Origin of the sequence: Synechococcus sp. WH 7805, assembly GCF_000153285.1 — a bacterium.
Classification (GTDB): Bacteria; Cyanobacteriota; Cyanobacteriia; order PCC-6307; family Cyanobiaceae; genus Synechococcus_C.
Genome location: NZ_CH724168.1, coordinates 2,470,593 through 2,496,201, shown reverse-complemented (window position 1 = coordinate 2,496,201; position 25,609 = coordinate 2,470,593). Strand labels below are relative to the sequence as shown.

Sequence of the window (25,609 nt, the reverse complement as noted above, 5' to 3'; positions counted from 1 at the left end):
TCTGTCGCGTTCCATGCTTCCCTTTGGAGTCCCCCTGGCTTGGCTCCTGCTGGCAGGACTTTTGCTGGCGATCGAGTTATCACAACCGAGCTTCGATGGTCTGATGGTTGCCGTACTGGGAGGACTGATCCTTTCGGTGCTCACGGCTCTGGCCCCTGTGCCGATCTGGCTCCAGTTCAGCCTCTTTCTTTTGATCACCGTAACGGGGACCGTCTGGCTCAGCCGCTGGTCCTCCGGACGCACGCCGTCTCCAAGCCGCCACAGGCTGAACGGAGACATGGCTGAAGTCCTTGGTTCTATCAGTCCAGGTGGGGAAGGCCGAGTGCGTTGGCATGGCCAGAGTTGGGCAGCCAGTTCCCTTGATCTGGAGCGGCCTCTGGCTCCAGGAGATCAGGTTCTAGTGATGGGGCGTGAAGGAACCCATCTTCAGGTTCTTCCGATCACAGCCCTGCGCTGATCATCAGTCGAAATAAAGAAGACTCACCACTTTCCCCATATCTTCAGCATTGCGGCAACTCGCAAGAAGCGTTTCGCTGTCATGAAACGCCAGGCATATCAACTGATCACAGCGCGTGATGATGTCCTGATTGCAGAGACTGCTGGCCATCGGCAAAGGCAGATCGTCGTGCTCTGGCTTTTCAATCAGATGCAGTACTTGATCCAACTGATTCTGAATCTCTGGCACCTGGCGGCTCAAACTCTGAGGAAGAAGAACCGTGAGCTTTGAAGCGTCAACAGCAAGAACTCCTCTGATGACAGCAGCATTCACGCCCTGAGCTCCAGAGGTCAAGAGGGAGTGACCCTCCTGAGCAAGGGAGCGTGCGATGAGTTCAATGAGATGGATTGCCACCACTGGAACATGGCGGCTGCCAAGAATCGCAATGCGTCGTTGCCCCTTGTCCTGAAGCAAGGCCAATTCCTGTGCAAGGGTGTCGACCTTGTCCAGTGCAGGAAGATCAAGGGATCGGCTCAATGGCAACGCGCATGCGTGTTTAAAAACTAGCAGTGATTACGCGAGCCCTACCGCCTTGGTGAGATCGCTCAACCGGCAATGTTCCTCCACCAGGCGAAAGGCATACGTGGCTTTGACCGCCTCATGCAGCCGAACGTGACCGAAAGCCTGCTCAATCACTTCAACAGTGGCCAGAGTGTCGTGTTCCACCTTGAGCAAAGGAACCTCGAGTTCATCAGCCCGATTAATCAGCTGCGGCAGAGGTTCGCCGGCTCCCGTGAGGATGAGGCACTGGGTGGAAGCTTCCAGGGCAGCCAGCTGAATGTCGGTGCGGTCAGCACCTGTAACAACAGCCATATTGCGGCGACGCCTGAAGAACTCCATGGCTGAGTTCACATTCATGGCACCGATGCTGAGGGTTTCGACCAGCAACTCAAGCTTTTCGGGGCAGCAGATCACCCGCGCATCCAATCGACGGACCAGCTCTCCCACCGTGACGCTGCGTAACAGAGGTGAACGGGGCATGACCCCGAACACAGTGAGTCCCAGCCCCTGAAGAGCTGGCACCACCTCGCGCTCAAGTCCCTCCACTTCGTCGGGGGTGACAGCGTTCAGAACCACCCCACGCAGGCGATCCCCCAATTGCGTTTTAGCGGCAAGGAGAGCATCCACACTGCAGCTGTCTTGCCACAGATGCACCAGCACCACAGGAGCATCGAGTTCATTGGCCAGCTGTACGAGGCTCAAGCCATACAGAAGTCCTTCGTGCAGGTTGCCTGCAGCCTCAAGGAGGGTCACCCCACCGTCAAAACCAAGGAGTTGCTTGCGGAGATGATCCAAGCCATCACCAGCGGTCAACATGCCCTGCGCCAAACGGTTCTCTGCTGTGAACGGCGACAGAAGATGCAGCGAAGGAATTAGCTCCTGATCTTCAAGACCAAGGGTCTCGCCCACGAAACGCACATCGTCGTCAATCAGAGGATCAGGCAAGTCACCCTGTTCAGGCACCCAATCGAAACTGGTGGCCAGGGGTTTCCCAAACCGAACGCGCTCTCCTGCAGAGAGCAGGTGGCGTGCCAGGCCCAACACAAGGGCTGATTTGCCACTGAAGGGTTCACAGGATCCGATCAGCAGCGTGGAGCCCATACGGGAAATTAGTGGTTCTTGTTGCAATTTAAAGGGGTCTCTCGTCCGCGAGCCTCTTGAGAAGGAGCCATTGCCAAAAGCTGTCAGGAAGATCAGTTCCTCGACCCTGCAGCGGTCCTTCCATCAACCAGTTCAACAGATGATGGGCTGGACACTCGAATCGATAGTCAACCTCGGGATGGTTCTCAAACTGAAGAACGCAGCGAGTGAGCTCCAGCGGAGCCTGCACTGGATCCCAGCGAAGAGAAAACCGATGCGCGGGGGCACCAACCAGCGTCCGTTCACCGACATGCTCCCCTGACGGCAGCAGGACCAGCGCCTCCCGGAGCGATGACTCCATCTCCAGCCCCCCGCAGTAGGGAGCAAAGAGCGCCAACTGAGCCTCCCAGGACAGGCCAGACAAGGTCATACCGTCGGTGTGCCTCAAGCATGCCCCAGTTCATCGCGATGGCACAGACCAACAACACCTCTCCTCAGATCGGTGTGGGTCCCAAGGGGTGGCAAGGGAAACGGGTGGGAATCACCGGCGCGAACGGTGAACTGGGGCGCGCCCTCACAGAGCAATTGAGGGCACGCGGTGCATGGGTGGTTGGCATCAGTCACCGCGCCAGAGTCGAGACACATTCGCCACTGCAGGCTGCACAAGATTGGGTGTGCTGGTGCAGTGGTGAGGAAGCGGCTCTCGATCCGACCCTGCGAGATCTGGATGTGCTGGTGCTCAACCATGGCATCAACCCTGGTGGGGATCAGGCTCCTGAAATCTTGACCAAGGCGCTGGAGATCAATGCCCTCAGCCATTGGCGCCTGATCCAGCGTTTCGAGCAGATTTGTGTCGAAGACTCCCTACGGCCAAGGGAACTGTGGGTCAACACCTCAGAAGCTGAAATCCAACCAGCTCTCAGTCCCGGCTATGAATTGAGCAAAAGGCTGATCGGACAGTTGGTCAGCCTGCGCTGGAGTGTCCCCGAACGCCGTCAATCGGGCCTCCCTCTCCTCCGGAAGTTGGTGCTTGGGCCTTTTCGCTCGACCCTCAATCCAATCGGTGTGTTGTCAGCTGCCTTCGTGGCTAAACAGGTTCTTGTTCAAGTGCAACTAGGGCTTCCACTCATCGTGGTCTCACCGAATCCGTTCACCTATGTGGTGATGCCCTTAACAGAGCTTGGCCGCTGGCTTTACAACAGAACCTTGAGGATCAATCACCCCGATCCGTAAGAATTTCACAACCGTCTGAAGTCACCACGATGGTGTGTTCCCATTGGGCCGACATTCGTCCATCACGGGTCACCACGGTCCAGCGATCCTTGAGGGTGCGGCAATCCTTACTACCGGCATTGAGGATCGGTTCAACGGCAAGCGTCATTCCTGGCCTGAGCTTCACATTGGGCAGGGCGTCGGTTCGGAAATTGAAAACGGACGGCTCCTCATGAAGATTGCGACCAACGCCGTGCCCCGTGTAGTCCTCCACAACACTGAAGCCACCTTCACGAACACGGTCTTCGACCGCTCCGGCAATATCGAGAAGGGTGTTGCCGGCACGGATCTGCGCGAGTCCAGCCAGAAGTGATTCTTGGGCGACACGGCTCAGGGTGGCTGCTTCCTCGCTGACGTCACCCACACAGATGGTGACGCAGCTGTCGCCGTGGTAACCCTCAAAAAAAGCCCCTGTATCCACTTTCAGGAGATCTCCGGCCTTGATCACCCGCTTACTGCTGGGAATGCCGTGAACGACTTCATTGTTGATGCTGGCGCAAATGCTGGCGGGAAAGCCGTGATACCCCTTAAAGCTTGGGGTAGCGCCCATCTCGCGAATTCTCCGTTCGGCATGGGCATCGAGATCGCCAGTGGTCTGGCCTGGTTCCACCAGGTCCATGATTTCCCTGAGCACCGTGGCCACGATTCGGCTGGCTTTCGCCATGATCTTGAGTTCGCGTGCCGATTTGATCTCCACCCCTCGGCGCTGCTGAATGCGTGGGCCTGTCGCTGTGACGGAGCCGCTCTGGGCTGAGGCCAGAAGATCTGCGAACAAGTTCATCGGTCGTTCCTTCGGGCCATTCCCGACGTCTTGATGTCACGCTATCAATCGTGCTCAGGGAATGACGGTGATGCGTTGGATGGCGCAGATCAGGCGCTGGCATCGATGGATTGCTCCGTTCGTTTTGCTGCCGCTGCTCACCTCTGTCATCACTGGACTGACCTATCGATTAGCGCGGGATTGGGGTGGATTGAGTCGAGATCAGGCGCATTGGCTGATGAGCCTGCACGAAGGTGAGTGGCTTGGACCAGAACTCGAACCTGTCGTGGTTCTTCTCAACGCCTTGGGGGTGATTTGGATGTTGTTCACCGGAGGGGGCATGCTCCTGCAAAGCTGGGTTTCTGCACTGAAGAGATGGTCTAAAGGGGGAGAGACGGCAGGGTAAGCTGGTTGTTTGGCGTGATTACCCGGAGCTGGATGGCAGCGGATCCCAACGACACTTCTGCAAAGGAGAGCGCAACAGCGACGACGGATGGCGCTGTCGAGAACAACGGTGCTGATACTGCAGTTGCAGAGTCGACAAAAGAGTCATCACCCACGGTGAGCACGGTTCGCCTTAAGCCGGCGGAGCTGATCCGGGAATTCGAAACAGCTCAGCTGAAAACCGATCTCCCTGAGATCTACGTTGGCGACACCGTTCGTGTCGGTGTGCGGATCAGCGAGGGCAATAAGGAACGTGTTCAGCCTTACGAGGGCGTGGTGATTGCCAAGCGCCATGGCGGCTTGAATCAAACCATTACTGTGCGCCGGATTTTCCAGGGTATTGGCGTCGAAAGAGTCTTCATGCTGCATAGTCCGCAGGTTGCCTCCATCAAGGTTGAACGTCGCGGTAAAGTAAGGAGGGCGAAGCTTTTCTATCTGCGGGAACGGGTGGGCAAGGCCACCCGCGTGAAGCAGCGCTTCGATCGCTGAGGTTTCGACCTCGTTCAATCCAAATGCCATCGCTACGGCGATGGTCGAGGGGGTCATCGCCTTGCGCCGTTAGTTCAGTTGGTAGAACGCAGGTCTCCAAAACCTGATGTCGGGGGTTCGAGTCCTCCACGGCGCGTCCGATGGCCCCTACTGCAGTTTCCTGAGTTCGAGCATGGAGTTGGATCTTCAACCTGGTGATGTGGTCAAGGTGCTCGAATCAGCCGCACTAGGCTGGGTTCGAGCACGTGTGATTCGTGTCAAATCTGGTGGTCGTGTCGTTGTTCAGAGCGATCAAGGTCGCGAATTTACAGCCCGCGGCAATCAAGTTCGGCTCATCGAGCCCGCAGGTTTCCGTCCCTAATTCAGCATTGTCTGAAGTTCCCTAAAAACCCCACCAATCGGTGGGGTTTTTTATCAGCGACTGCCACTCAGGCTCATCCGAACGTTTGCCTTTCAACTGTTGACGGAGGGCAGGGCTAAGGTTGATACTGATTTGGTCGCGCAGGCGACACAGGTCAGCCGATCGGATTGAGATATCCGTTGGTCAACTTGGGACCGTAGTTCAACCGGTTAGAGCACCGCCCTGTCACGGCGGAAGTTGCGGGTTCGAATCCCGTCGGTCCCGTTTTATGACTCGAGACTTCGCATGGTTCGCGTACGTCTGGCTCCCAGCCCTACGGGAACGCTTCACATCGGCACGGCCCGTACCGCAGTCTTTAACTGGTTATTCGCGCGGAACAAGAACGGCAGGTTTTTGCTTCGCATTGAAGACACCGACAAGGAACGATCCAAGCCGGAATTCACCCAGAACATCCTCGAGGGCCTCCAATGGCTAGGCATTGACTGGGACGGCGACCCGGTGATCCAAAGCGAGCAAGCCGAAAACCATCGCAACGCGATTCAAAGTCTTTTGGATCAAGGGTTGGCCTACCGCTGCTACGCCAGCGAAGAGGAACTGGAGGTCATGCGTGCCCAGCAGAAAGCGAGCAACCAGGCCCCCCGATACGACAATCGGCATCGCAATCTCACGCCGCAGCAGGAAGCAGCCTTCCAGGCCGAAGGGCGAGAAGCCGTGATCCGTTTCCGCATCGATGAACATCGCGACATTCGCTGGAATGATCTCGTGCGTGGTCCGATGCTTTGGCGTGGTGCCGACCTCGGTGGTGACATGGTGGTGGCCAGAAGGGCTCCTGCCGATCGGATCGGAGATCCGCTTTACAACCTGGTGGTCGTGGTTGACGACGCCTCGATGGCCATCAGTCATGTCATCCGAGGGGAAGATCACATTGCCAATACCGCCAAACAGCTGCTTCTCTACGAAGCGCTGTCCTTGCAGATCCCGGCATTCGCCCATGCACCCCTGATCCTCAATCCCGAGGGGCGCAAGCTGTCGAAACGCGATGGGGTCACCTCCATCAACGACTTCCGTGAGATGGGTTATACCCCGGAAGCACTTGCGAACTACATGACCCTGCTGGGCTGGTCGGTTCCTGAGGGCATGAATGAGATCTTCACGCTCGACGCAGCCGCCAAGGTCTTCGATTTCGATCGCGTCAACAAAGCCGGCGCCAAGTTCGACTGGGACAAATTGAACTGGCTGAATGCCCAGGTTCTCCACGGCTGGGAGCCTTCCAGGCTTTTAAACGCGCTCTCACCGCTCTGGGCCGATCAAGGCTGGACGATCCCCGATCCCAATGGATGGGCACTGTCCTTGGTGGAGCTGCTCGGGCCATCTCTGACACTCCTGAACGATGGTGTGGATCAGGCCAGACCCTTTTTCATGGAACCTGCTCTGGAGGAGGACGCCCTCAAACAGCTCGCCCAAGAGGGTGCAAAACCCTGTCTACAGGCCCTTCTAAGCACCCTGGATCAAGCACCCTGGCCTGGCGACTCCATGGACCAAGCCCAGGAGATCCTGAAAAGCGCTGCCACCACCGCAGGAGTGAAGAAAGGGGTCTTGATGAAAAGCCTCAGGGCAGCCCTACTGGGCCGACTGCAGGGACCAGACCTCCTCACCACCTGGTCTCTCCTAGCGAAGATCGGTCAGGATCTCCCTCGTTTACGGCGCTGCCTCTGACGGTTCCACAGGCATTGCAGCGTCTTTGGACGCGTCGGGAGTCAGATCGATCAGACCGAGAACCCTGGCGAGGGGCTGGGCGGTGAGACCCTGAAGACCAACAGTCATCAGGATGGTGAGAAACACCAGGCCTTGCAGTCGTCCTGCTCCGAGCACACCGGCCTGCTCGAGCCTGATCGCGAACAAAGAAGCAACAGCTGCCGTCACGATTCCCCGCGGAGCAAGCCATCCCAGGAACAGACGTTGCCGCCAGTTCAGGGGGAGACCCACTGTGGCGACACTGACGGCTGCAGGACGAACCACAAGCATCAGCACGAGCACACAGCTGATACCGCCCCATCCGAGAGGACTGAGCTCTGCCCAAGACACATCGGCCGCCAGCAATGGAAAGAGCATGGTGATGGCAAGACGGGCCAATTCCCTGATCAACTCATCCAGTTGGACTGCCTGGGTGGACGGGCGACGCCCCACCACCACACCTGCGGCCACCGAAGCAGGAAGTCCTGACTCCGGAAGCAGCCATTCCGTGATCGAAAACATCAGAAACAGCACGCCCAGAGTGAGTTGAAGCCTCAGCCCCACGGAATGCTCAGAAGGCAATCGCCGCAGCACTTCCGAAAGCAACCAGCCCACGGCCAAACCAATCAGCACGCCACCCCCAAGCCTGGACATCAGCCCGATCGCCAGCTCACGCCAGCCGTGAAGATCCCCCAGCAGCAATTCGAGAAGCAACAGAGCCAGCACCGCCCCCACCGGTTCGAGCACAAGACCCTCAGCTTCCAGCACATCCCCCAGCGGCGAGGCCAGACGGATCTGCTGAACGATCGGAGTGACCACGGTCGGCCCCGTGCCCAACACAATCGCGCTGTAGACGGCAGCCACCGACCAGCCCAGTCCCGCCAGCCAGTGTGCAGCCAGCACCCCGGCCCCGAGAGACAGCAGCAGGCGGATCAGAGAAATCCGCAGCACCGTCGCCTTGATGGTGTCACCGGGAAGACGAAGATTGAGGCCACCGTCAAACAGCACCAGGCTGACCAGAAGACCCACCGTGGTTTCCAACCCCTGGCCGAGGTCCAGCGGCTCCACCAAGCCCAAACCGGAGCGACCAATCAGCAGTCCGGAGAGAAGCAGCAGAACAACGCCTGGAAGACCGGATAGAGCGGACAGCAGCCTTGCTCCAGCACCGGCGAACACCGTGATGCCCCAGAGCAATCCCAGCCGCTCAGGCGTCATCGATGGAAGCGTATTGCGGTTCCACACGCAGTCCGATCACCGCATCCGGGCGGATCACCAGATATTCCCCCTCGAGCTCACCCAGAGGGACATTCACGAATGCCTGACCCTGGCCGCCGTTCACAAGGCCTTGGTACCACTCCTGAAAGGTCTCGAGCGTTGGGAAGTGCACCACCTCAGTCTGACCTCCCGACAGGTGGAGAGAAATGCGATAGCGGCGTGGTTGACGGGACATCAGCGAACCGTACAGGCCCAGGGAGTCGGAACTCGATCCCCTGGAACATAGAGGGGATGGCGCGGCTGTCCGCTGCGCGTGGTTCCCAGGATCAAAGGGCCAGCCCCAGCCCTACGACGCCGAAGGCAGAGCGCAAGCCAGGTCACCACCGTCTGATCCCGCTGCAACAGAGTCCCTCGGTTCCCCCAGCCCAGCCAGAGATCCCAGGACGGATGGTCAGCCCAATCCTCCATCCAGTGCTGAAGAACAGCATCGGTCTTGTCACCGATCGGATCGCTGCAGTGCCGCAACGCCCCTGGTGATGGAGAGATCCGCGCGAACAAATTGATCACCACAAGCTGGTGATACCCCCACCGCGTACCAAACGCCGAGAGACGACGCAGCGTTGGATCATCGCGATGCTGACTGGCTCGAGAAGGGTTCAAACCCACAAAGATCAGCGTTCGCGGAACTTCAGCCTGCAGTGGCTCCACGAGAGCACGTTGCAGGAACCAGCGGTACTGGCCGCACCTGCTGAAGGATGCGTCAGGTGACCAGCAGATCAAGGGCGGCCTGGAGGATGCGCCCGCTGGCGAGACCATCCCCAAAGGGATTGACCGCACGGGCCATCTGGTCGTAAGCCACTGGGTCATCAAGGAGACGGGCTGTTTCCTGAGCGATGGATGCGCTGTCCGTCCCTACCAGCTTCGCTGTTCCAGCATCCACAGCTTCCGGACGCTCGGTCGTGCGCCTGAGAACAAGAACAGGCTTACCGAGAGCAGGAGCCTCCTCTTGTAAGCCACCGGAATCGGTGAGCAGAAGAGTGCAACCTTTCATGGCCGCCACCAACCGGTCGTAGTCGAGAGGTTCGGTGAGCACCACACGTGGATGGTCACCGAGCAGGTCCTGAAGGGGCTCACGCACAGTGGGATTCCGGTGCAGCGGCAGCAGGAGTGTGGTGTCGGGATGGGACTCCAGCACCTCAAGCATTCCTTCAGCGATGCTGCGCAGGCGATCCCCCCAGTTCTCGCGGCGGTGCACCGTGGCAAGGATGACGCGCTGCTTCGCCCAGTCGATGGGCAGGTCAGTGAGCTCAGGGGCGCGCTCAGCCATACGCAGCAGCGCATCGATCACCGTATTGCCGGTGACCATGGCTCGACCCACAACCCCGGAGGCCTCGAGATTGGCCTGGGAACGCTGCGTCGGAGCGAAATGCAGCTGAGCCACCTGGGAGATCAGCCTGCGATTGGCTTCTTCAGGGAACGGATCCAGGAGGTTGTCGGTGCGCAGACCTGCCTCCACATGACCTACAGGGATCTGCTCATAAAACGCAGCAAGAGCCGCCGCAAAGGCCGTGGTGGTGTCTCCCTGCACCAACACCAGTTGCGGAGGGAACGCTTGAAAATCGTCGCGAAGCCCCTGCAATGCCGCACAGGTGACGTGCGTCAGCGTCTGACGGGGGGCCATCAGGTCGAGATCCTGATCGGCGGTGAGCTGGAACAGATCCATCACCTGGGTCACCATCTCCCGGTGCTGACCGGTGAGTACAACGCGGGTTTCCAGTGCCGAGCAAGCTCGAAATTCCTGAATCACCGGAGCCAGTTTGATGGCTTCCGGCCGGGTGCCCAGCACGATGGTGACACGAGGCTTGGCCGCCATAGACGCAGGATCGATGGCGGGATCCTAAGCGTGATTCAGCGAGCTCCCAGCCGACCCTCACTTGCCACGGCAGCAGCAATGGCGAAGCTGAAGCAAGAACGTGGCAGAAGCCGATGAAGCAACCGATCTTTCCCCCGGGTTTTGCGTCCCAACCTGTTGCGGTCCCCGCCCATAGCCCCGCTTCCTCCACGCCAGCTGCGCTGACACCTTCACCAACCCCGTCACCCAAAGGACTACCAAGCCTTGAGGACATCGTGCGGATGGCCCATGACAAGGGGCACTCCGACGTGCACCTCGGCGTGGGGGAGGTCCCGCGTTTCCGCGCCCGCGGAGAGATGCTGCAAACAGAGTGGCCGGTCACAGATCCGAGCACCTTTCATCGCTGGCTTAGGGAAATCCTCACGCCCCAGCAAGTTGATCTCTTTCAACAGACGAAGGAATTCGACGGCTCCCATGCGTTCCCATTTGTCAGGGTTCGGATCAACCTGCTGGATTCACTGCTGGGACCCGCCATGGTTCTGCGGTTGATTCCTCAAACCATCCTCACGCTGGAGGATCTGAAACTTCCCGAGGTGCTGCGGGATCTCTCGTCACGTCCGAAGGGACTGGTGTTAGTGACCGGTCCCACTGGATCAGGGAAAAGCACCACCCTTGCGGCGATGATTGATTGGATTAACCGCCATCAGACACGCCATATCCTCACGATTGAGGACCCTGTGGAGTTTGTTCATCAGAGTCAACGCTCCCTGATCAGGCACCGGGAAGTGGGACTACACACGTTGCAGTTCCACAACGCTCTGAGAGCGGCACTAAGAGAGGATCCAGACGTGATCCTGGTGGGTGAGATCCGAGACCGAGAAACCCTGAGCACGGCTCTGGAGGCATCCCAGACGGGCCACCTCGTGTTCGGAACCCTCCACACCAATTCGGCGGTGAAAACCGTTGAGCGCGTCCTTGGACTCTTCGCCCCTGAGGATCAAGACAGCATTCGTCGCTCGCTCTCTGAATCCCTACTGGGCGTGATTGCCCAGGGATTAATCAGAACCAACGATGGCAAACGAGCTGCGTATCACGACATCCTGATCAACACGGAGGCCTGCAAGGACTACATCCAGCGGGGCGCGCTCGATGAAGTGGAGGAGATCATGGAACGCAGCGGCTTCGATGGAATGGTGACCAGCAACCAATCACTCCTGGAACTCGTCAAAGCCGAACGGGTTGACCCTCAGGACGCAATTGCCGTCAGCCTCAAACCCAATGAACTGTCGCAAGCCATCCGGGGAAGGAGCACTTGACCTGCGAAGGCTGGATACCTTCAGCTGGCGGACATTCCCGTGCTGAAGAATCTCACCAGAATGAGCATCATCAAGCCGAGTGAGAGGCCAAGCATGGCCAGACGCCCATTCCAGATCTCAGCCTGAGGGGTAAACCCGCGACGCCATTCATTGAGCTCACCGGGATCAACAGGCTGTGATGGCTGCTGTTGCTGGGACTCAGATTCGACCATCATCACCAGAAAGCTCTTCGGCCAACATTATTCCCGAATTTCTTAAAACTGTGGATCTTGTGTGAAAAGATCTCCTCCGCGCTCCAAAGGCCATCGGGCCGAGACCCCAAGCCTGATGGAACTGGCCCCCCATCCTGATTGGAGCCGACCGAGTGCAGCGGCACCAACCATTGCAGCGTTGTCGGTACAAAACTCGAGAGGCGCGAGATGAACGCAAACCCCGTGCTCGCGGCCACGCCGTTCCATTTGCTCACGCAATCTGACATTCGCAGCCACCCCGCCCACCATCACGAGTGTGGACAGGCCCCGATCAAGACAGCACCGCAGGCTGCGCTCTACCAGCACATCCACCACAACCTGCTCAAAGCTTGCAGCGAGATCCTCAAGGGGAAGCACATCACTTTGGGCTCTCAGGCTCTCCACCTGCCGCAGCATGGCGGTCTTGAGACCGCTGAACGAGAAGTCATAGGGATAAAACCCACCCTCCGGACGGGACACGCGTCCCTTGGGGAGCGAAAACCGCTTGGGATCGCCCTCCCTGGCGGCCATCTGGATGGCAGGTCCACCTGGGTAGGCGAGCCCTAGCAAACGAGCCACTTTGTCGAAAGCTTCTCCAGCCGCATCGTCATGGCTGCGCCCAAGACGCTGCAGTCCGCCGTCGATCCCCACCAGAATCAACTCGGTATGTCCTCCACTGACCAAGAGCACCAGGTAGGGAGGCTCGGGAGGCGATGAAGCCAGACGCACTGAGGCAAGGTGCGCTTCCAGGTGGTGCACGCCCATGAAGGGCTTGCCATGAAGGGCAGCGAGGGTACGCCCTGTCACCGAACCCACCATCAAGGCCCCCACCAGCCCCGGTGTCACGGTTGCAGCAACGGCATCCATGTCAGCCACCGCTTGACCTGCGTCGTCCAGCACCGCGCCGATGAGGTGCGGCAAAGCCTCCACGTGCCGTCTCGAGGCAATTTCTGGGACGACACCTCCCCACTGGGCATGCTCCTCGACCTGGGAGGCAATGCGGTGGGACAGAACCATCAGTCGATCGGCACGCTGCTCCACAACAGCAGCAGCCGACTCGTCACAACTTGTTTCGAGCGCAAGCACCTTGGGCATTCAGGCAGAAAGCCTCCACTACTGTCCCCATGTGACATCCTGCCGCTCCGGGGCAGGCATAACAGGAACCGTTCCGATGCGTCGTTTTTTCGCTCTTGCGCTCTCGGCCCTGCTGGTGTTCGGCTTTGCACCAGTCGCCAAGGCTGATGTTGCTGGCCTGACCCCCTGCTCCGAAAGCGCCCGTTTCCAGCAGCGTGCCAGTGCTGCCACCACGCCTCAGGCCAAAGCCCGTTTTGAGATGTACAGCCAAGCCGTGTGTGGTGAGGACGGCCTGCCCCACCTCATCGTTGATGGCCGTTGGGACCATGCTGGTGATTTTGTTTTCCCTGGCCTGATGTTCCTGTACATCGCCGGCTGCATCGGCTGGGCTGGCCGTGAATATCTGAAAGCCACCCGCGGAACCAAGGAGCAGTACACAAAAGAGATTCAGATCGATCTCCCCTTGGCACTGAAGTCCTGCATCGCTGCTGCCACATGGCCCATTGCAGCCTTTGGTGAATTCACGAGCGGAAAAATGCTCGAAAGCGATGACAAGATCACGGTGTCTCCCCGCTGATCTCATTCGATTCCCACAATTTCTAAATTTTTTGATCGATGCAGAAATTCCTCACCACTGCTCCCGTCGTAGCAGCCATTTGGTTCACTCTCACCGCCGGTATTCTGATCGAGTGGAATCGATTTTTTCCTGACCTCCTGTTTCACCCACTCGCCTGATCTTTTTCATTAATGAATGACTAGAGGGCATCAGCCCTCTTTTTTATTGAGCAAGCTCAACCCGCTTCAGACCGCAAGACCCATTAAGTTTTCAAGCTCAGAGAGTGCTGTATCGAGATCGTCATTCACAACAATGGCGTCAAATTCAGACTGAGCATCCAGTTCGGTGCGCGCTCTATCCAACCGACGTTGAATCGCATCGGCTGACTCAGTGGCTCGCCCCTTGATGCGACGTTCCAGTTCCTCGAAGCTCGGTGGCGCCAGAAAGATCTGCAGGGCTTCGGGAAGACTCTTCCTGACCTGGCGGGCGCCCTCCAGTTCAATCTCCAGAAGAACGGGAGTCCCTGCGCCCAAGCGTTCCTCCACGGGCTGACGTGGAGTGCCGTAGCAATGACCGGCAAATTCAGCCCACTCCAATAACCCGTTGCTGCTGACGAGAGCATCGAAGTCTCGACGTGTTTTGAAGAAGTAGTGAACACCTTCCTGCTCACCCGCCCGGGGAGCCCGTGTGGTGGCCGACACCGACAGCCACAGGCTGGGATGGCGCTCCTGCAAGCGGGCGACCAACGTGCCTTTACCGACTCCGCTTGGTCCGGTGAGCAACGCGAGCCGGGCAGTGGCTTGTGACGATGCCATGGCTTGTCTGCAGTCAGGCTGCAGGGTAGGAAGGCACCTACCTCACCGGAACAGCACGCGCGGATGGCCACCAGCACGCTCCAGGTGATGGACCTGACCGCTCTGAAAGCGGTGCTGAAAGATCTGCGCGACCGGGTGTTGCCGAGCCGATTCGAGAAGGCGCAGCAACCTGATGCCCACGCGCTCCAGCTCGGCTTTCGAACCCTGCAAGGCATGGTGTGGCTCGAGCTCAGCTGGCAGGCAGAAGCCCCAAGGCTGGTGCAGATCAACGCCCCACGGCGTCATGGCGGAGGGAGCACCCTGGCCCAGCAGATTCAGCACGGCCTACGGCAATTGGCTCTAGTGGAGCTCGAACAGCACGACTTCGAACGTGTTGTGTTCTTTCATCTGGCGCCTCGCCCGGGCAGCCCCCCCGTACGAACGTTGGTTCTTGAACTGATGGGACGCCACAGCAACCTGTTGCTCCTCGACGAACAAAAACGCATCACCGCAATCGGCCGTCAGGTACGGCAACACCAGTCCAGGATCCGCCCACTCAGCACTGGTGATCTCTATACCCCACCACCACCGCTTCAGGGTTTACCACCAAGCCGTGATGAGCCTTTTGCTCAGTGGCAGCGACGCCTCTCCCTGCTTCCGATTCCTCTCGGAAAAGCACTTCGCGAGACCTATCAGGGAATCAGCCCAGCGTTAGCGACCCAGCTCACCACCTTCCCCGGGTCGCTCGACAGCCATGGGCAGCCCTTGAAAGAACAACTTGTCAGCGACATTCACGAATCCCAATGGCAACGCCTCCATGAGCGCTGGTGCTGCTGGCTGCGCCATCTCAACGAAGAAACGTTTTCTCTGCAGCTGGTGGAGAGCGGCTTCCGAGTGTGGAACGAACCACCCGTTGCGAGCGGAGATCAGGGCGTGCTCAGCCTCAGGCTGGGTTGCTACTACCAAGACCATGTGACCAAGCGCCGACTGTCGCGGGAGATCGGCAACCTGCAACAGCGACTCCAACAGTGCCGCGAACGGGAACAGGCCCAACGCGACGAACAGAAACAACGGCTGCAGGACACGGCTGGTGCCGCGACCCTTCAATCGCAAGCGGACCAGCTGTTGTGTCAACCAGCTCCAGACCGCGACACGATCACCCGCGCGCAAAAGCTTTATCACCAGGCCCGGCGCCTGCGACGCGCGGTTCCCCTGATCGAAGAGCGCCTCCGACATCACGACCAGCGACTGATGCTGATCGAAGGAAGTGAAAGCTTCTTGGAGGATCTCACCCGTGCTGACTGGGACAACCCCGATGAGCGCACTCTTCAGCTGAAAGATCTCCATCAAGAGCTGGAAGAGTTGATGGCACCGAGGCAGCGACGTCGACGTAGCGGTTCACCAACGGGGCAGCCTCAGCCTCTTGAGGTCAACACCAGTGATGGTCTGCAGATCCAGGTGGGCCGCAATCACCGCCAGAACGAATGGATCAGCTTCCGTCAAGCCCGAGCCGGCGATCTCTGGTTCCACGCACAGGAATGTCCAGGTAGCCATGTGGTGTTGAAAGCCTCGATGGCGCCGGCTTCCGAGGAAGCGATTCAACAAGCTGCAGATCTGGCTGCGTGGTTCAGTCGTGCCCGCGGCAATCGCACCGTCCCCGTGGTGATGGCGGCGGTCGATGCCCTTCAGCGCATTCCCGGAGCACTCCCTGGAACCGTGCGTCATCGCAATGGAGAACTGCTCTGGGCTGAGCCTGACCGGGCTAGACGACAACTTGAGGGCAGAGAACTCCTAGCCTGAACGTTGAACAGATTCATGATCTGAAGCCCTCCGACCCCAACGAATCCACCGTTCTTCCACCGCCACCACCGATCAAGGTGACGGCAAGGGGCGACGCGATGAATGACGTTGAGATGCCACTGGTGGACCATCTTGAGGAGCTCCGGCAGAGGGTGCTGCGCAGTCTTCTCGCTGTTGCAGTCAGCGCTCTTGCCTGCCTGCTGGCCGTAAGACCGTTGGTCCGACTGCTAGAGGAACCCGCAGGATCGATCCGCTTTCTCCAACTCGCTCCTGGGGAGTTCCTGTTCGTGTCGTTCAAGGTGGCTGGCTATGCCGGGCTCACCCTGGCGCTTCCTTACGTGTTGTATCAGGGACTGGCCTTCGTTCTCCCTGGACTCACGCGCAACGAACGTCGCCTGATTGCCCCCGCGGTTGCCGGGTCGGCGGTGTTGTTCATGGCCGGACTGGCATTTGCCTGGTGGGCTCTTGTGCCTGCAGCTCTCAGTTTTCTAGTGAGCTATGGAGCCGACGTGGTGGAACCGATCTGGTCAATCGAGCGCTACCTCGATTTCGTGCTGCTTTTGATGCTGTCGACAGGACTGGCCTTTCAGTTGCCGGTCCTCCAACTGCTGCTTGGCGCCTTTGGCTTGGTGAATTGGCGGCGGATGTTGTCGGCCTGGCGTTGGGTCGTGCTCACCTCTGCCCTGGCCGGTGCTGTGCTGACACCCTCCACAGACCCGATCACCATGCTGCTCCTAGGAGGAGCGATCACAGCGCTGTTCCTCATCGGTGTCTTGCTGGTGGCGGTTGTGCAGCGCTTCAAAGCAGAAACTCCTCCAGTCGACCCTCCCCCGGCAACTGCAGGCTGAGGGCTTTGCCAAGCCGGGGGCGATCTTTTGTTGTCTGCAACCAGTCCCGTACGGCTCCGGCTTCCCCAAGCCTGTTCACTACTTCAAGAACCTCGGACAGGTGCTCTCGATAAGCGTCCTCAGTCAGGGGAAAGGATTGCTGTTCGAGATAAGCCCACATCACCTGCACGTACAAGCGACGACGACGGGTCACGATCTGCATGTCGTAACTGGCCTGCCAGCGGGACCGAAAGAGGGCAACGACCTCTTCAGCACTGAGCGGTGCGGCAGGTATCGGCGAAGCAGCCTGGGGAATCACGGAGTCGTCCTTGAACATCGATGAAAATCCCAGTCGCCGCAAAGACTGACAGGACCCAATGCGTCCATAATGATCGCCAACCCGTGCCAATTGACAGTCCGTCATGACCCAAATGCCAGCAGGTGATGTGCCCGGAATGGGGCGCAGGCAGTTCATGAATCTGCTGACCTTCGGGTCGGTCACTGGTGTTGCGCTTGGCGCTCTCTACCCGGTGGTGAACTATTTCATCCCTCCCCGCGCGGCAGGCGGCGGTGGCGGTACCAGCGCTAAGGATGAACTCGGAAACGCAGTCACTGCTAGCGGTTGGTTGAGCTCGCACCCAGCCGGAGACCGAAGCCTCGTCCAGGGCCTGAAGGGCGATCCCACCTACCTGATTGTGGAAGGCGACGACGCCATCGGCAGTTACGGCATCAACGCCATCTGTACACACCTTGGCTGTGTTGTGCCCTGGAACGGTGGAGCGAACAAATTCATGTGTCCCTGCCACGGCAGCCAGTACGACGCCACAGGCAAAGTCGTGAGAGGTCCCGCACCCCTGTCGCTCGCCCTGGCCAATGTGAGCGTCGAAAACGACAACGTGTTCGTGAGCCAATGGACGGACACCGATTTCCGCACGGGCGACAAGCCCTGGTGGGCCTGATCACTCTCGCTTTCTCCGCCCCTTTCCGTTTCCAGCCACCAATGCGTCGCCTCCTTTCGCCTTTATTCGCCGCCCTGATCGTGGGCATCACCGTGCTGACCGCCCCCAACGCCAGTTGGGCCTACCCCTTCTGGGCTCAGCAGAATTACGACTCTCCAAGGGAAGCCACTGGAAAGATCGTTTGCGCCAACTGCCATCTTGCCCAGAAACTCACCCAAGCCGAGGTACCCCAGGCGGTCTTGCCCGACAGCGTGTTCAAAGCTGTCGTGAAGATTCCTTATGACACAGCCGTTCCCGAGATCGGTGCCGACGGCAGTGAAGTGCCCCTCCAAGTCGGCGCTGTGGTGATGCTTCCCGATGGTTTCACCCTGGCACCGCAAGACCGCTGGACGGATGACATCAAAGAAGAAACCGAAGGCGTCTACTTCAGTGAATACAGCGACGATCAGCCCAATGTGATCCTTGTCGGTCCGATCCCCGGTGATCAGCACCAGGAGATCGTCTTCCCAGTTCTGTCACCAGATCCTGCCACTGACAGCAACATCCATTTCGGCAAATACTCCATTCACGTGGGGGGCAACCGTGGCCGTGGCCAGGTGTACCCCACGGGTGAAAAGAGCAACAACACCGTATTCACAGCGCCGTCCACCGGAACCGTGAGTTCCATCGAGGCGGGTGAGAACGGAGCGAGCGTGGTGACCATCGCTTCAGCAGATGGCAGTGAGCTGTCTGAAACCGTTCCTGTTGGACCGGCATTGATCGTGTCCGTCGGCGATGCCGTTGAAGCGGGTGCTCCAATCACCAATGATCCCAATGTGGGTGGCTTTGGTCAGCTCGATACCGAAGTCGTTCTCCAGAACCCTGTGAGGATCTATGGCCTGCTGGCCTTCTTCGCAGCCGTGGCCCTAGCCCAGATCATGCTGGTGCTGAAGAAAAAGCAGTTTGAAAAAGTGCAGGCTGCGGAGGGCTTTTGAATTCGGTGTTGGTTCCTGCCGTCTTCACCTCCCCTGGGCCCGAGCTCTTTCAGCTCGGGCCTTTCGTTCTTCGCTGGTATGGCCTTCTCATTGCCCTAGCCGTGCTGATTGGCCTGAATCTCTCCAGCTGGCTGGCCCGTCAACGTGGTCTTGATGGATCATTAATCAGTGACCTCTTACCCATTCTCGTGCTCGCATCTGTTGTCGGAGCGCGGATGTACTACGTGGCCTTTGAGTGGCGGTCGTATCAGAGTTCTTGGTGGGAAGCTTTTGCCATCTGGCGGGGAGGGATTGCCATCCATGGAGCCTTGATCGCGGGAACGCTCTCGGTGATCGTGTTCTGCCGATGGCGACGCGTTCCCTTTTGGGATGTTCTGGATGTGTTGGTGCCCTCTGTGATTCTCGGGCAGGCCATCGGTCGATGGGGCAACTTTTTTAACTCAGAAGCTTTCGGAGTTCCTACCGATCTTCCCTGGAAACTCTTGGTTCCTTTTGCCAACCGGCCGAAAGTTTTCGCGGATTCGGAGTTCTTTCACCCCACATTCCTCTACGAATCTCTCTGGAATCTGGCTCTTTTTTTTGGGCTCATTGTTTTGTTCAGACTTGGGCAGCGAGGTCGAATTCAGTTGCCATCTGGCGCCTTGAGCTGCTTTTATCTCCTCGGATACAGCCTCGGACGGATCTGGATTGAGGGCCTGCGCATCGATCCCCTCTGCCTTGGGGGGCAACCACCCTTTTGCGAAGGGGGCCTGCGGATCGCCCAGTTAATGAGCCTCGCGCTGATGGCCGTCGCCTCGGCTGGGCTGTTTTGGCTCTATGGACGCCACGCATCTCTACCTGATCCAGGTCTCCGCCGGGTCGACCCTTCATGACAACCATCTCCATCGTTGGAGCCGGGCCCGGCGCTCCCGACCTGCTCACCCGCAGAGCCGAACAGAGAATTCAATCGGCGGATGTACTGATCTGGACCGATTCCCTTGTGTCACCCCAGATTGCCGCCTTGGCATCGGACCATTGCGAACAAATTCGTACCAGCACACTCACGCTCGAGCAGGTCATCCCCCTGATGATCGATCGATCGAGCCAGGGGTCGCGTGTTGTCCGCCTGCATGACGGCGATCCCTGCCTCTACAGCGCACTGAACGAACAAATCTGCGCACTTGCCGATGCTGGTATCACAGTCGAGGTTGTGCCTGGGATCAGCGCCTATCAAGCCACCGCTGCGGCCATCAATGCGGAGCTGACCATTCCCGGCGTGGTACAGACGATCGTGCTTGGTCGCACCGGCGGCCGCACAGGGGTTCCTGAGCGAGAACAGCTGGATCATCTCGCCAGATTGCAAGCTTCGCTTTGCCTATATCTCAGTGCGCGTCATGTTGATGAGGTTCAGTCCACGCTTCTCCAGCATTACCCAGCTGACACACCTGTCGCGATCGGCTACAGGGTGAGCTGGCCCGATCAGTCAATCGATGTGGTGCCGCTTAAGGCGATGGCCGATGCAACAAGGGCAAGAAAGCTGATCCGCACCACGCTGTATGTGATCAGCCCTGCACTTCGGGAACGAAACGGTTCCGAGCGGTCGCGTCTCTATTCTCCCGAGCACGACCACCTGTTCAGACCGCGCGGCGGAGACTGAGTCGCAGTTGGTGGTTTAAGATTACGTTGTGCGGGCGATTAGCACAGTGGTAGCGCACTTCCTTCACACGGAAGGGGTCACTGGTTCGAATCCAGTATCGCCCATGATTCATCAAAATCTTAATTTTTTCTTAGAGTCGATAGTAAGTAATTTTACGTAAAAAACCACAGGCAAGCATTATTATCCGACGACGTCATAGATCAGGAGACCAATGCACTCCGACGAGTCAACTGATCAAACAGAATCAGGTTTGAAGAACGTCGGCAAATGCCTGTTGACAGCAAGGCAAAATGCTGGACTCAGTGCGATGGAACTGGCTGATTCCCTGCACATGGGTCATGAGCAGCTGGACGCACTGGAGAAGGGGGACAGAGACCGATTACCAGAACCGGTTTTCATCAAAGCCATGACTCGGCGTGTCGCAGCAAAACTACAGATTGATTCAGACCCTCTCATTCGTGAACTGTCAATCGCACTCACAGAAAGAGATGCAGCTTCACAAAAGATGGGGTCTCTGAAACCTCAACGGTCAACCTCTCAACCATCTCCATCGACATCACCTTCCAGGTTGACCAACATCTCAGCCTTCTGGAAGACCACGGCCACCATTGCCGTACTGGCCGGGATCGGTGTCGTCAGTGCTTTTGCATTCACCAAACAGCAACAAACTCCCCCCCCGACCCTTGCGACCGAGGCAACCTCACGTCCAGTTCCGCTAATTGAATCCGAGCAAGTTGTGCCCACTGAGCGGCCAATGTCTGAGGACCTCGGATCCAAGCCCTCCGCTATCACCATCACAAGTCGAGAACCCAGCTGGCTGGAGGTCCGAAACGCCGAGCGCGAGACGGTCTACAAGGGAATGCTCGATAAGGAGAAGAGATTAACTGTCAATCCCGGGGACGAGATTTATGCAGGACGCCCAGATCTCGTTCTATTCAGCGATGGAGACAAGCCCCCTCAACCACTCGGCGACATCAGCGATGTTCGCTGGCACAAGATCACTCTTGAACCCTGACCTTCAGGTTGAGTCCGGTGACCTCCCTGACAATGTCCTCACAACTTTCCAAGCTCCATTGTTCAAGGCTGAGATTCTGATTGAGACGTTCAGGAACCAGCTTCAGGATGATTGAGCTAGCTGTAATTTCCACCTCAAGAGTCTCCACGACAGGGTCAGGACGTCGATCAAGGGCTGCGGCCAATCGAAGCAACAGAGCCATCTCTGAAACAGTGCGGCGGTTGTGCCGTGTCTGCAGCGCCTGCCAGGCCTCATGCCGTTTCTTCGGCAAGCTGCGGCGGTGGTAGCGAGCGATCGCAGCAATCATTAAATGCTCGGATTCTGAGTAGCCGAGCAGTTCTCCATGCCGAATCAGATACCAAGAATGCTTGTGATACGCGCTGAGATTGATGTGCTGGCCACAGGCATGAAGCAAGGAGGCAGCCCACAGCAGATCACGACCTGAGCCATCGTCTTGATGCAGTCGCCCCCTGGTGCTGTCGTAAAGACTGAGAGCATGAGTGGCAACCCGTTCAGCACGGACACGGTTCACTGCGAATCGCTGGGCCTGATGCAACACCGTGCGCTGACGGATGCTGCTCTGGAAGCTGAAGCGATCCTCCAGTAGCCCGTGGCGCAGCATCCAGTCCACAATCAAGCCTTCTCTCAGTGCCCTTTCACTGAGAACCAGCTCTCCAACACCCAGCATCTGCATGGTGGTTTGAAGAATCAAAGCACCAGGAACAATGATCTCCGCCCGTCTGTCGTTGATCGGCGCCAGGTCTCGGCGTTGCGCAGGAGTCATCACCACTAACCGCTCCACAACGCGATCCAAGCGCTGCTTGGAGACCTTGTATCCATGCAGCTTCAGCGGCGGCCGATCGTCCTCAGTGGCTGCCAGAGCACCAATGGCCATGGCTGTACCGCTGGTAGCAACCAGAACGGGCTTCTCACCCGGTTTGATCCGCCTGTGAACCTTATCGACGGCAGGCTCGAGTGATCCCTGAATAAATGCCTGAAGGAACGATCGCCGGTTCGGCGGAATCGGATCATCTTTCACGAAATCTCTCTGCAAACGCACCGCACCCACCCGGGTGCTGGTCAGAGCACGCGCATCACGACCATCCGCCAGGATCAACTCAGTGGATCCACCGCCGATGTCCAGCACGAGATGGGGACGATCGCCAAAGGGCATCCCGGACAGAACCCCGAGATAGATCAGGCGAGCCTCCTCGGGACCGCTCACCAGATCCACATCAAGCCCGAGCTGATCCTGCACCGTCTGCAGGAAATCCCGACCATTGGGAGCTTCACGAACAGCACTGGTGGCAGCGATCACGATCTGTTCCACCTGGTGGCTGATCGCCAGTTCCTTGAAGCGACGAAGACTTTCAAGTCCTCGATCCATCGCTTCAGGCGTCAGCTGGCCTGTGTCCGGATCCTTCTCACCCAACCGGGTGGTTGATTTCTCCGCCAGTTCAATGCTGAACGTCCTCAGTGAGGCATCCACTGATGCCACCAGCATGTGGGTGGAATTCGTGCCGACATCGATGGCTGCAATCTTCCGCAGGCGTTGAGCCGATGGAGAGCTTTCGGACATCTCATGATTGAGCTGCCGGCTGTTCTGGTCCATCGCAGTCTCAAGAAAAGGCTCGGCACCTGGCATGGAGCACCGTGATGGAAACACGCCCACTTTGCCATCGGCACCAGGGGCCCCATGCGCTGATTAAGGTTTGAGAAATTCAATCCATTCAACCCAGTCCGTGACCGGCACGCTCTCCTCCCGCCTCACGTCCCCCTGGGTGGCCCTATTGCGCTGGAACAAACCCAGTGGCCGTTTAATCCTTTTAATACCCGCCGGATGGAGCCTCTGGCTGAATCCATCGGGAACTCCATCCCTGCAGCTCATCCTGCAAATCCTGATCGGAGGGCTCTCCGTCAGTGCAGCAGGCTGCATTGCCAACGACCTCTGGGACCAAAGAATCGACCGTGAGGTGGCACGCACCAGTCAAAGGCCGTTAGCCCGTGGCGATCTCAACCGTGTGCAGGCCTTCACTCTGCTCACCGTCCTGCTGACGCTGGCGCTGATGGTGGTGATCAGCCTGCCTGGAGATGTGCGACTTCTCTGCCTCCAATTAGCGTTTTTAGCCTTACCTCCGATCCTCCTTTACCCCTCCGCCAAGCGCTGGTTTCCCTTTCCACAGGCCGTGCTTGCTCTGTGCTGGGGTTTCGCTGTCCTGATTCCATGGGCTGCAGCCACTGGGTCCCTGAGTCTCAGCCTGCCGCTGGTTGCCACCTGGGGGGCAACACTCTGCTGGACCTTCAGTTTCGACACCGTGTACGCGATGGCGGACCGCCCTGACGACGCCAAGCTCAAGCTCCACAGCAGCGCCTTGACCCTCGGGGATTCCGCCGTGAAGGTTGTACGCGCTGGGTATGGGCTGACAGCTGCAGGGATCGCTGTTGCAGCCTCTGCGATGCAATCGGGGGTGATCTTCTGGATCTTTTGGAGTGTTGCCTGCATCGGCCTCTGGCGTTCAACCCTCCCCCTGAAGGCGGAAGAACAGCAAGCTGGCTCTGTGTACGCCAAACACTTCGCCAGGCAAGTGCAAATCGGCACTCTGTTGCTCGCCGGGGTCATCCTCAGCCGGTTGGGTTGATGCCACGAATCAAGGCCCCCGTTGTTCAACCGCCGTCACTTAGGCGCGGCGATGCTGTTGCCATCACGGCACCCAGTTCGGCTCTACGCGATGACGACAGCCTGAAACGCGGAATCGCCGTGCTCGAATCCTGGGGACTCAAAGTGCAACCCCATCAGCTTGATGCGCGGCACTGGGGATATCTGTCTGGAACCGACCAGCAACGCAGAGCCGACCTCGATCAGCGACCGACCCCACCCCTGCTGGCTTGCGCCCGCGGTGGTTGGGGAGCAGCACGACTGCTCGAACAATCCTGGTCCTGGAGCGCTGGCTGGCTCCTCGGATTCTCCGACATCACGGCCTTGCTCTGTTCAAGGCTCGCCCAGGGCGTCGGAGGAGGCGTGCACGGTCCTTTGGTGACAACCCTGGCCGATGAACCCGACTGGAGCCAGCAACGCCTCCAGGAACTGCTCTTTGATCGGATGGCACCCGATCTCAACGGGGAGACCTGGGTGGGCGGGAAAGCGCATGGTCCACTGCTCACCGCCAATCTCACCGTGGCATCTCACCTGCTGGGCAGTTCCCATCTGCCCGATATGAGGGGCATGATCCTCGTGATCGAGGACGTCGGTGAAGCGCCTTACCGCCTCGACAGAATGCTGACGCATTGGCGCCTGGCGGGCAGTCTTCAGGGTCTGGCAGGCCTGGGGCTGGGACGGTTCAGCGGCTGCGAGGATCCCAACCTTTCAGCGAGCGCGGAAGAAACGTTCAGCCTGGAGCAAGTCCTGAAGGAACGCACTGTCGATCTGGGCATTCCCGTGATTTCCGGGTTGCCGGTCGGGCATGGCCCAGGAGGCAATGCAGCCCTGCCAGTGGGCGTTCCAGCCTGCCTGGATGCCAACCGGGGAATCCTGAGCCTCGACCTGCCGGATCAGCGCTGAGCCAAGACCGCAGCAGCCACAGTGAGATCGAACGGTGTGGTCACCTTGATGTTTCCTGGCCCTGCGTCGAGTACCCGCACCGCCCAGCCAAGACGCTCAAACAACGAGGCATCGTCGGTGACCACCCAGTTGCGAGCTCTCGCCTGGGCATGACCTTCGCGCAGTTCTGACACTGAGAATCCCTGGGGCGTCTGGGCGGCCCATAGCTCAGAACGATCGGGAGTGTCAGTGATCACGCCCTGGGAGTCAACACGCTTGATGGTGTCACTCACAGGGGTTGCAGCGATGACCGCACCGCCCTGAATGAGCACCTCAGTACAGCGATTGAACACCTGCGGAGCCACAAGGCATCGGGCACCGTCATGAATAAGCACCTGGCGTGCGTCCTGGGGTAGGGCCTGCAAGCCTCGCTCCACCGACTCCTGCCGGGTACTACCTCCTTCAATCCAGGTCACCGGTTGCGGGGCCTGGGCGAACAAGGCAGCCATGGCGGGTTGGTCCACAGGTTGGCCGATCACGCCGATCCAATGGATGGACTCAGCTGCGAAGGCGGCCTCGAGGGTCCAGGCGAGGACCGGGCGACCATTCACAGGAAGCAGAAGTTTGTTGCGATCCGCCCCCATGCGCCGGCCACTGCCCGCTGCAGCAATCAACAGATGCACAAG

Annotated in this window: 32 protein-coding genes, 3 tRNA genes and 1 pseudogene; 22 read left to right on the top strand and 14 right to left on the bottom strand. The window is 58.8% G+C overall.

Annotated elements, in window-relative coordinates; genetic code table 11:
- Positions 1-13 precede the first annotated feature (13 nt).
- Positions 14-457: an NfeD family protein gene (locus tag WH7805_RS12765; RefSeq protein WP_006043548.1), complete on the top strand. Its 444-nt coding sequence runs from the start codon at positions 14-16 to the stop codon at positions 455-457.
- 3 nt (positions 458-460) lie between these two features.
- Here WH7805_RS12765 and WH7805_RS12760 read toward each other — a convergent pair whose 3' ends face one another.
- The 3 genes from WH7805_RS12760 to ebsA are packed head-to-tail and all read right to left on the bottom strand — an operon-like array spanning position 461 to position 2,507.
- Entirely contained in the window at positions 461-973 is a 513-nt protein-coding gene (locus WH7805_RS12760) for a hypothetical protein (protein ID WP_006043547.1), read from the bottom strand.
- Positions 974-1,009: 36 nt separating this feature from the next.
- A complete protein-coding gene (locus tag WH7805_RS12755) occupies positions 1,010-2,098 on the bottom strand; it encodes a phosphotransacetylase family protein (RefSeq protein WP_006043546.1) in 1,089 nt (362 codons plus the stop codon).
- A 28-nt stretch (positions 2,099-2,126) separates the two neighbouring features.
- Entirely contained in the window at positions 2,127-2,507 is a 381-nt protein-coding gene (gene ebsA / locus WH7805_RS12750) for a type IV pilus biogenesis protein EbsA (RefSeq protein ID WP_006043545.1), read from the bottom strand.
- 20 nt (positions 2,508-2,527) lie between these two features.
- Here ebsA and WH7805_RS12745 point away from each other — a divergent pair, with 20 nt between their 5' ends.
- Positions 2,528-3,310, top strand: coding sequence for an SDR family oxidoreductase (locus WH7805_RS12745; protein ID WP_038004742.1), 783 nt, complete (start codon positions 2,528-2,530; stop codon positions 3,308-3,310).
- Here WH7805_RS12745 and map read toward each other — a convergent pair.
- Entirely contained in the window at positions 3,291-4,130 is an 840-nt protein-coding gene (gene map / locus WH7805_RS12740; RefSeq protein WP_006043543.1) for a type I methionyl aminopeptidase, read from the bottom strand. The two genes, WH7805_RS12745 and map, sit on opposite strands and share 20 nt — an antisense overlap.
- Before the next feature lie 70 nt (positions 4,131-4,200).
- Between map and WH7805_RS12735 the strand changes: the two genes are divergently transcribed.
- From WH7805_RS12735 to gltX, 6 genes are all read left to right on the top strand, one after another.
- On the top strand, positions 4,201-4,515 hold the full coding sequence (locus WH7805_RS12735) for a hypothetical protein (protein WP_038005510.1): 315 nt from the start codon (positions 4,201-4,203) through the stop codon (positions 4,513-4,515).
- Positions 4,516-4,547: 32 nt separating this feature from the next.
- On the top strand, positions 4,548-5,042 hold the full coding sequence (rplS, locus tag WH7805_RS12730) for a 50S ribosomal protein L19 (RefSeq protein ID WP_006043541.1): 495 nt from the start codon (positions 4,548-4,550) through the stop codon (positions 5,040-5,042).
- 63 nt (positions 5,043-5,105) lie between these two features.
- Positions 5,106-5,178 (top strand) — tRNA-Trp (locus WH7805_RS12725).
- 36 nt (positions 5,179-5,214) lie between these two features.
- Complete coding sequence (locus WH7805_RS12720; RefSeq protein ID WP_006043540.1) at positions 5,215-5,403, top strand: hyperconserved protein Hcp; 189 nt, start codon at positions 5,215-5,217, stop codon at positions 5,401-5,403.
- 190 nt (positions 5,404-5,593) lie between these two features.
- Positions 5,594-5,667, top strand: a tRNA-Asp gene (locus tag WH7805_RS12715).
- 21 nt (positions 5,668-5,688) lie between these two features.
- Positions 5,689-7,119, top strand: a complete 1,431-nt coding sequence (gltX, locus tag WH7805_RS12710; protein ID WP_038004740.1) for a glutamate--tRNA ligase — start codon at positions 5,689-5,691, stop codon at positions 7,117-7,119.
- Here gltX and WH7805_RS12705 read toward each other — a convergent pair.
- Genes WH7805_RS12705 through wecB form a run of 4 tightly spaced genes read right to left on the bottom strand, consistent with a single transcriptional unit; the run spans position 7,102 to position 10,225 of the window.
- Positions 7,102-8,352 carry a sodium:proton antiporter gene (locus tag WH7805_RS12705; RefSeq protein ID WP_006043538.1) on the bottom strand — a complete coding sequence of 417 codons (1,251 nt, stop codon included), beginning with the start codon at positions 8,350-8,352 and terminating at the stop codon, positions 7,102-7,104. The two genes, gltX and WH7805_RS12705, sit on opposite strands and share 18 nt — an antisense overlap.
- Positions 8,342-8,587 (bottom strand): hypothetical protein, encoded by a 246-nt coding sequence (locus tag WH7805_RS12700; RefSeq protein WP_006043537.1) that lies wholly within the window; start codon positions 8,585-8,587, stop codon positions 8,342-8,344. Before WH7805_RS12700 ends, WH7805_RS12705 begins: the two co-directional genes overlap by 11 nt.
- Complete coding sequence (locus WH7805_RS12695) at positions 8,587-9,060, bottom strand: DUF1643 domain-containing protein (RefSeq protein WP_232199015.1); 474 nt, start codon at positions 9,058-9,060, stop codon at positions 8,587-8,589. The genes WH7805_RS12700 and WH7805_RS12695 overlap by 1 nt, the downstream gene beginning before the upstream one ends.
- 52 nt (positions 9,061-9,112) lie before the next feature.
- Positions 9,113-10,225 carry a non-hydrolyzing UDP-N-acetylglucosamine 2-epimerase gene (wecB, locus tag WH7805_RS12690; protein ID WP_006043535.1) on the bottom strand — a complete coding sequence of 371 codons (1,113 nt, stop codon included), beginning with the start codon at positions 10,223-10,225 and terminating at the stop codon, positions 9,113-9,115.
- 113 nt (positions 10,226-10,338) lie between these two features.
- Between wecB and WH7805_RS12685 the strand changes: the two genes are divergently transcribed.
- Entirely contained in the window at positions 10,339-11,520 is a 1,182-nt protein-coding gene (locus tag WH7805_RS12685) for a type IV pilus twitching motility protein PilT (protein WP_038004738.1), read from the top strand.
- 20 nt (positions 11,521-11,540) lie between these two features.
- Here WH7805_RS12685 and WH7805_RS12680 read toward each other — a convergent pair whose 3' ends face one another.
- Together WH7805_RS12680 and tsaD are read right to left on the bottom strand one after the other, a co-directional pair.
- Positions 11,541-11,735 carry a chlorophyll a/b-binding protein gene (locus tag WH7805_RS12680; protein WP_006043532.1) on the bottom strand — a complete coding sequence of 65 codons (195 nt, stop codon included), beginning with the start codon at positions 11,733-11,735 and terminating at the stop codon, positions 11,541-11,543.
- A gap of 39 nt (positions 11,736-11,774) precedes the next feature.
- Positions 11,775-12,845, bottom strand: a complete 1,071-nt coding sequence (tsaD, locus tag WH7805_RS12675; protein ID WP_006043531.1) for a tRNA (adenosine(37)-N6)-threonylcarbamoyltransferase complex transferase subunit TsaD — start codon at positions 12,843-12,845, stop codon at positions 11,775-11,777.
- Between the two features lie 76 nt (positions 12,846-12,921).
- Between tsaD and WH7805_RS12670 the strand changes: the two genes are divergently transcribed.
- A complete protein-coding gene (locus WH7805_RS12670; protein WP_006043530.1) occupies positions 12,922-13,401 on the top strand; it encodes a photosystem I reaction center subunit III (PsaF) in 480 nt (159 codons plus the stop codon).
- A 38-nt stretch (positions 13,402-13,439) separates the two neighbouring features.
- The gene (gene psaJ, locus WH7805_RS12665) at positions 13,440-13,559 is read left to right on the top strand and encodes a photosystem I reaction center subunit IX (RefSeq protein WP_006043529.1); all 120 of its coding nucleotides are present in this window, start codon (positions 13,440-13,442) and stop codon (positions 13,557-13,559) included.
- A gap of 66 nt (positions 13,560-13,625) precedes the next feature.
- On the opposite strand, the gene gmk is transcribed toward psaJ, so the two are convergent.
- Positions 13,626-14,195 (bottom strand): guanylate kinase, encoded by a 570-nt coding sequence (gene gmk, locus WH7805_RS12660; protein ID WP_006043528.1) that lies wholly within the window; start codon positions 14,193-14,195, stop codon positions 13,626-13,628.
- Between the two features lie 63 nt (positions 14,196-14,258).
- Between gmk and WH7805_RS12655 the strand changes: the two genes are divergently transcribed.
- Both WH7805_RS12655 and tatC read left to right on the top strand, forming a co-directional pair.
- On the top strand, positions 14,259-15,974 hold the full coding sequence (locus tag WH7805_RS12655) for an NFACT family protein (protein WP_006043527.1): 1,716 nt from the start codon (positions 14,259-14,261) through the stop codon (positions 15,972-15,974).
- A gap of 98 nt (positions 15,975-16,072) precedes the next feature.
- A complete protein-coding gene (tatC, locus tag WH7805_RS12650; protein WP_006043526.1) occupies positions 16,073-16,822 on the top strand; it encodes a twin-arginine translocase subunit TatC in 750 nt (249 codons plus the stop codon).
- Here tatC and WH7805_RS12645 read toward each other — a convergent pair.
- A complete protein-coding gene (locus WH7805_RS12645; protein ID WP_006043525.1) occupies positions 16,773-17,138 on the bottom strand; it encodes a DUF3067 family protein in 366 nt (121 codons plus the stop codon). The two genes, tatC and WH7805_RS12645, sit on opposite strands and share 50 nt — an antisense overlap.
- A gap of 85 nt (positions 17,139-17,223) precedes the next feature.
- Between WH7805_RS12645 and petC the strand changes: the two genes are divergently transcribed.
- The 7 genes and pseudogenes from petC (at position 17,224) to WH7805_RS15040 (ending at position 21,385) form a co-directional block, all read left to right on the top strand.
- Positions 17,224-17,760: a cytochrome b6-f complex iron-sulfur subunit gene (gene petC / locus WH7805_RS12640; protein WP_006043524.1), complete on the top strand. Its 537-nt coding sequence runs from the start codon at positions 17,224-17,226 to the stop codon at positions 17,758-17,760.
- Positions 17,761-17,801: 41 nt separating this feature from the next.
- Positions 17,802-18,734, top strand: coding sequence for a cytochrome f (petA, locus tag WH7805_RS12635; protein WP_038005502.1), 933 nt, complete (start codon positions 17,802-17,804; stop codon positions 18,732-18,734).
- Positions 18,735-18,739: 5 nt separating this feature from the next.
- Positions 18,740-19,606: a prolipoprotein diacylglyceryl transferase gene (gene lgt / locus WH7805_RS12630; RefSeq protein WP_369776007.1), complete on the top strand. Its 867-nt coding sequence runs from the start codon at positions 18,740-18,742 to the stop codon at positions 19,604-19,606.
- The gene (cobM, locus tag WH7805_RS12625) at positions 19,603-20,370 is read left to right on the top strand and encodes a precorrin-4 C(11)-methyltransferase (protein WP_006043521.1); all 768 of its coding nucleotides are present in this window, start codon (positions 19,603-19,605) and stop codon (positions 20,368-20,370) included. Before lgt ends, cobM begins: the two co-directional genes overlap by 4 nt.
- 32 nt (positions 20,371-20,402) lie before the next feature.
- A tRNA-Val gene (locus tag WH7805_RS12620) sits at positions 20,403-20,474 on the top strand.
- 107 nt (positions 20,475-20,581) lie between these two features.
- Positions 20,582-20,812: pseudogene (locus tag WH7805_RS15130) on the top strand (helix-turn-helix domain-containing protein); the annotation flags it as partial.
- A 126-nt stretch (positions 20,813-20,938) separates the two neighbouring features.
- Complete coding sequence (locus WH7805_RS15040) at positions 20,939-21,385, top strand: RodZ domain-containing protein (protein WP_232199053.1); 447 nt, start codon at positions 20,939-20,941, stop codon at positions 21,383-21,385.
- On the opposite strand, the gene WH7805_RS12610 is transcribed toward WH7805_RS15040, so the two are convergent.
- Positions 21,369-22,964, bottom strand: coding sequence for a Ppx/GppA phosphatase family protein (locus tag WH7805_RS12610; RefSeq protein WP_050752044.1), 1,596 nt, complete (start codon positions 22,962-22,964; stop codon positions 21,369-21,371). The two genes, WH7805_RS15040 and WH7805_RS12610, sit on opposite strands and share 17 nt — an antisense overlap.
- A 163-nt stretch (positions 22,965-23,127) precedes the next feature.
- Between WH7805_RS12610 and WH7805_RS12605 the strand changes: the two genes are divergently transcribed.
- Positions 23,128-24,024, top strand: a complete 897-nt coding sequence (locus WH7805_RS12605) for a 4-hydroxybenzoate polyprenyltransferase (RefSeq protein WP_006043518.1) — start codon at positions 23,128-23,130, stop codon at positions 24,022-24,024.
- Positions 24,024-24,944, top strand: coding sequence for an LD-carboxypeptidase (locus tag WH7805_RS12600; RefSeq protein WP_006043517.1), 921 nt, complete (start codon positions 24,024-24,026; stop codon positions 24,942-24,944). The genes WH7805_RS12605 and WH7805_RS12600 overlap by 1 nt, the downstream gene beginning before the upstream one ends.
- On the opposite strand, the gene ispD is transcribed toward WH7805_RS12600, so the two are convergent.
- Positions 24,935-25,606 carry a 2-C-methyl-D-erythritol 4-phosphate cytidylyltransferase gene (gene ispD, locus WH7805_RS12595; RefSeq protein ID WP_006043516.1) on the bottom strand — a complete coding sequence of 224 codons (672 nt, stop codon included), beginning with the start codon at positions 25,604-25,606 and terminating at the stop codon, positions 24,935-24,937. The two genes, WH7805_RS12600 and ispD, sit on opposite strands and share 10 nt — an antisense overlap.
- Between the last annotated feature and the right edge of the window lie 3 nt (positions 25,607-25,609).

Bases quoted from the DNA above. Each gene is read 5' to 3' on its own strand.
- WH7805_RS12765 (WP_006043548.1), top strand. From the start codon at position 14: ATGCTTCCCTTTGGAGTCCCCCTGGCTTGGCTCCTGCTGGCAGGACTT.
- WH7805_RS12755 (WP_006043546.1), bottom strand. From the start codon at position 2,098: ATGGGCTCCACGCTGCTGATCGGATCCTGTGAACCCTTCAGTGGCAAA.
- ebsA (WP_006043545.1), bottom strand. From the start codon at position 2,507: ATGACCTTGTCTGGCCTGTCCTGGGAGGCTCAGTTGGCGCTCTTTGCT.
- WH7805_RS12745 (WP_038004742.1), top strand. From the start codon at position 2,528: ATGCCCCAGTTCATCGCGATGGCACAGACCAACAACACCTCTCCTCAG.
- map (WP_006043543.1), bottom strand. From the start codon at position 4,130: ATGAACTTGTTCGCAGATCTTCTGGCCTCAGCCCAGAGCGGCTCCGTC.
- WH7805_RS12735 (WP_038005510.1), top strand. From the start codon at position 4,201: ATGCGTTGGATGGCGCAGATCAGGCGCTGGCATCGATGGATTGCTCCG.
- rplS (WP_006043541.1), top strand. From the start codon at position 4,548: ATGGCAGCGGATCCCAACGACACTTCTGCAAAGGAGAGCGCAACAGCG.
- WH7805_RS12720 (WP_006043540.1), top strand. From the start codon at position 5,215: ATGGAGTTGGATCTTCAACCTGGTGATGTGGTCAAGGTGCTCGAATCA.
- gltX (WP_038004740.1), top strand. From the start codon at position 5,689: ATGGTTCGCGTACGTCTGGCTCCCAGCCCTACGGGAACGCTTCACATC.
- WH7805_RS12705 (WP_006043538.1), bottom strand. From the start codon at position 8,352: ATGACGCCTGAGCGGCTGGGATTGCTCTGGGGCATCACGGTGTTCGCC.
- WH7805_RS12700 (WP_006043537.1), bottom strand. From the start codon at position 8,587: ATGTCCCGTCAACCACGCCGCTATCGCATTTCTCTCCACCTGTCGGGA.
- wecB (WP_006043535.1), bottom strand. From the start codon at position 10,225: ATGGCGGCCAAGCCTCGTGTCACCATCGTGCTGGGCACCCGGCCGGAA.
- WH7805_RS12685 (WP_038004738.1), top strand. From the start codon at position 10,339: ATGAAGCAACCGATCTTTCCCCCGGGTTTTGCGTCCCAACCTGTTGCG.
- WH7805_RS12680 (WP_006043532.1), bottom strand. From the start codon at position 11,735: ATGATGGTCGAATCTGAGTCCCAGCAACAGCAGCCATCACAGCCTGTT.
- tsaD (WP_006043531.1), bottom strand. From the start codon at position 12,845: ATGCCCAAGGTGCTTGCGCTCGAAACAAGTTGTGACGAGTCGGCTGCT.
- WH7805_RS12670 (WP_006043530.1), top strand. From the start codon at position 12,922: ATGCGTCGTTTTTTCGCTCTTGCGCTCTCGGCCCTGCTGGTGTTCGGC.
- psaJ (WP_006043529.1), top strand. From the start codon at position 13,440: ATGCAGAAATTCCTCACCACTGCTCCCGTCGTAGCAGCCATTTGGTTC.
- gmk (WP_006043528.1), bottom strand. From the start codon at position 14,195: ATGGCATCGTCACAAGCCACTGCCCGGCTCGCGTTGCTCACCGGACCA.
- WH7805_RS12655 (WP_006043527.1), top strand. From the start codon at position 14,259: ATGGCCACCAGCACGCTCCAGGTGATGGACCTGACCGCTCTGAAAGCG.
- tatC (WP_006043526.1), top strand. From the start codon at position 16,073: ATGAATGACGTTGAGATGCCACTGGTGGACCATCTTGAGGAGCTCCGG.
- WH7805_RS12645 (WP_006043525.1), bottom strand. From the start codon at position 17,138: ATGTTCAAGGACGACTCCGTGATTCCCCAGGCTGCTTCGCCGATACCT.
- petC (WP_006043524.1), top strand. From the start codon at position 17,224: ATGACCCAAATGCCAGCAGGTGATGTGCCCGGAATGGGGCGCAGGCAG.
- petA (WP_038005502.1), top strand. From the start codon at position 17,802: ATGCGTCGCCTCCTTTCGCCTTTATTCGCCGCCCTGATCGTGGGCATC.
- cobM (WP_006043521.1), top strand. From the start codon at position 19,603: ATGACAACCATCTCCATCGTTGGAGCCGGGCCCGGCGCTCCCGACCTG.
- WH7805_RS12610 (WP_050752044.1), bottom strand. From the start codon at position 22,964: ATGTCCGAAAGCTCTCCATCGGCTCAACGCCTGCGGAAGATTGCAGCC.
- WH7805_RS12600 (WP_006043517.1), top strand. From the start codon at position 24,024: ATGCCACGAATCAAGGCCCCCGTTGTTCAACCGCCGTCACTTAGGCGC.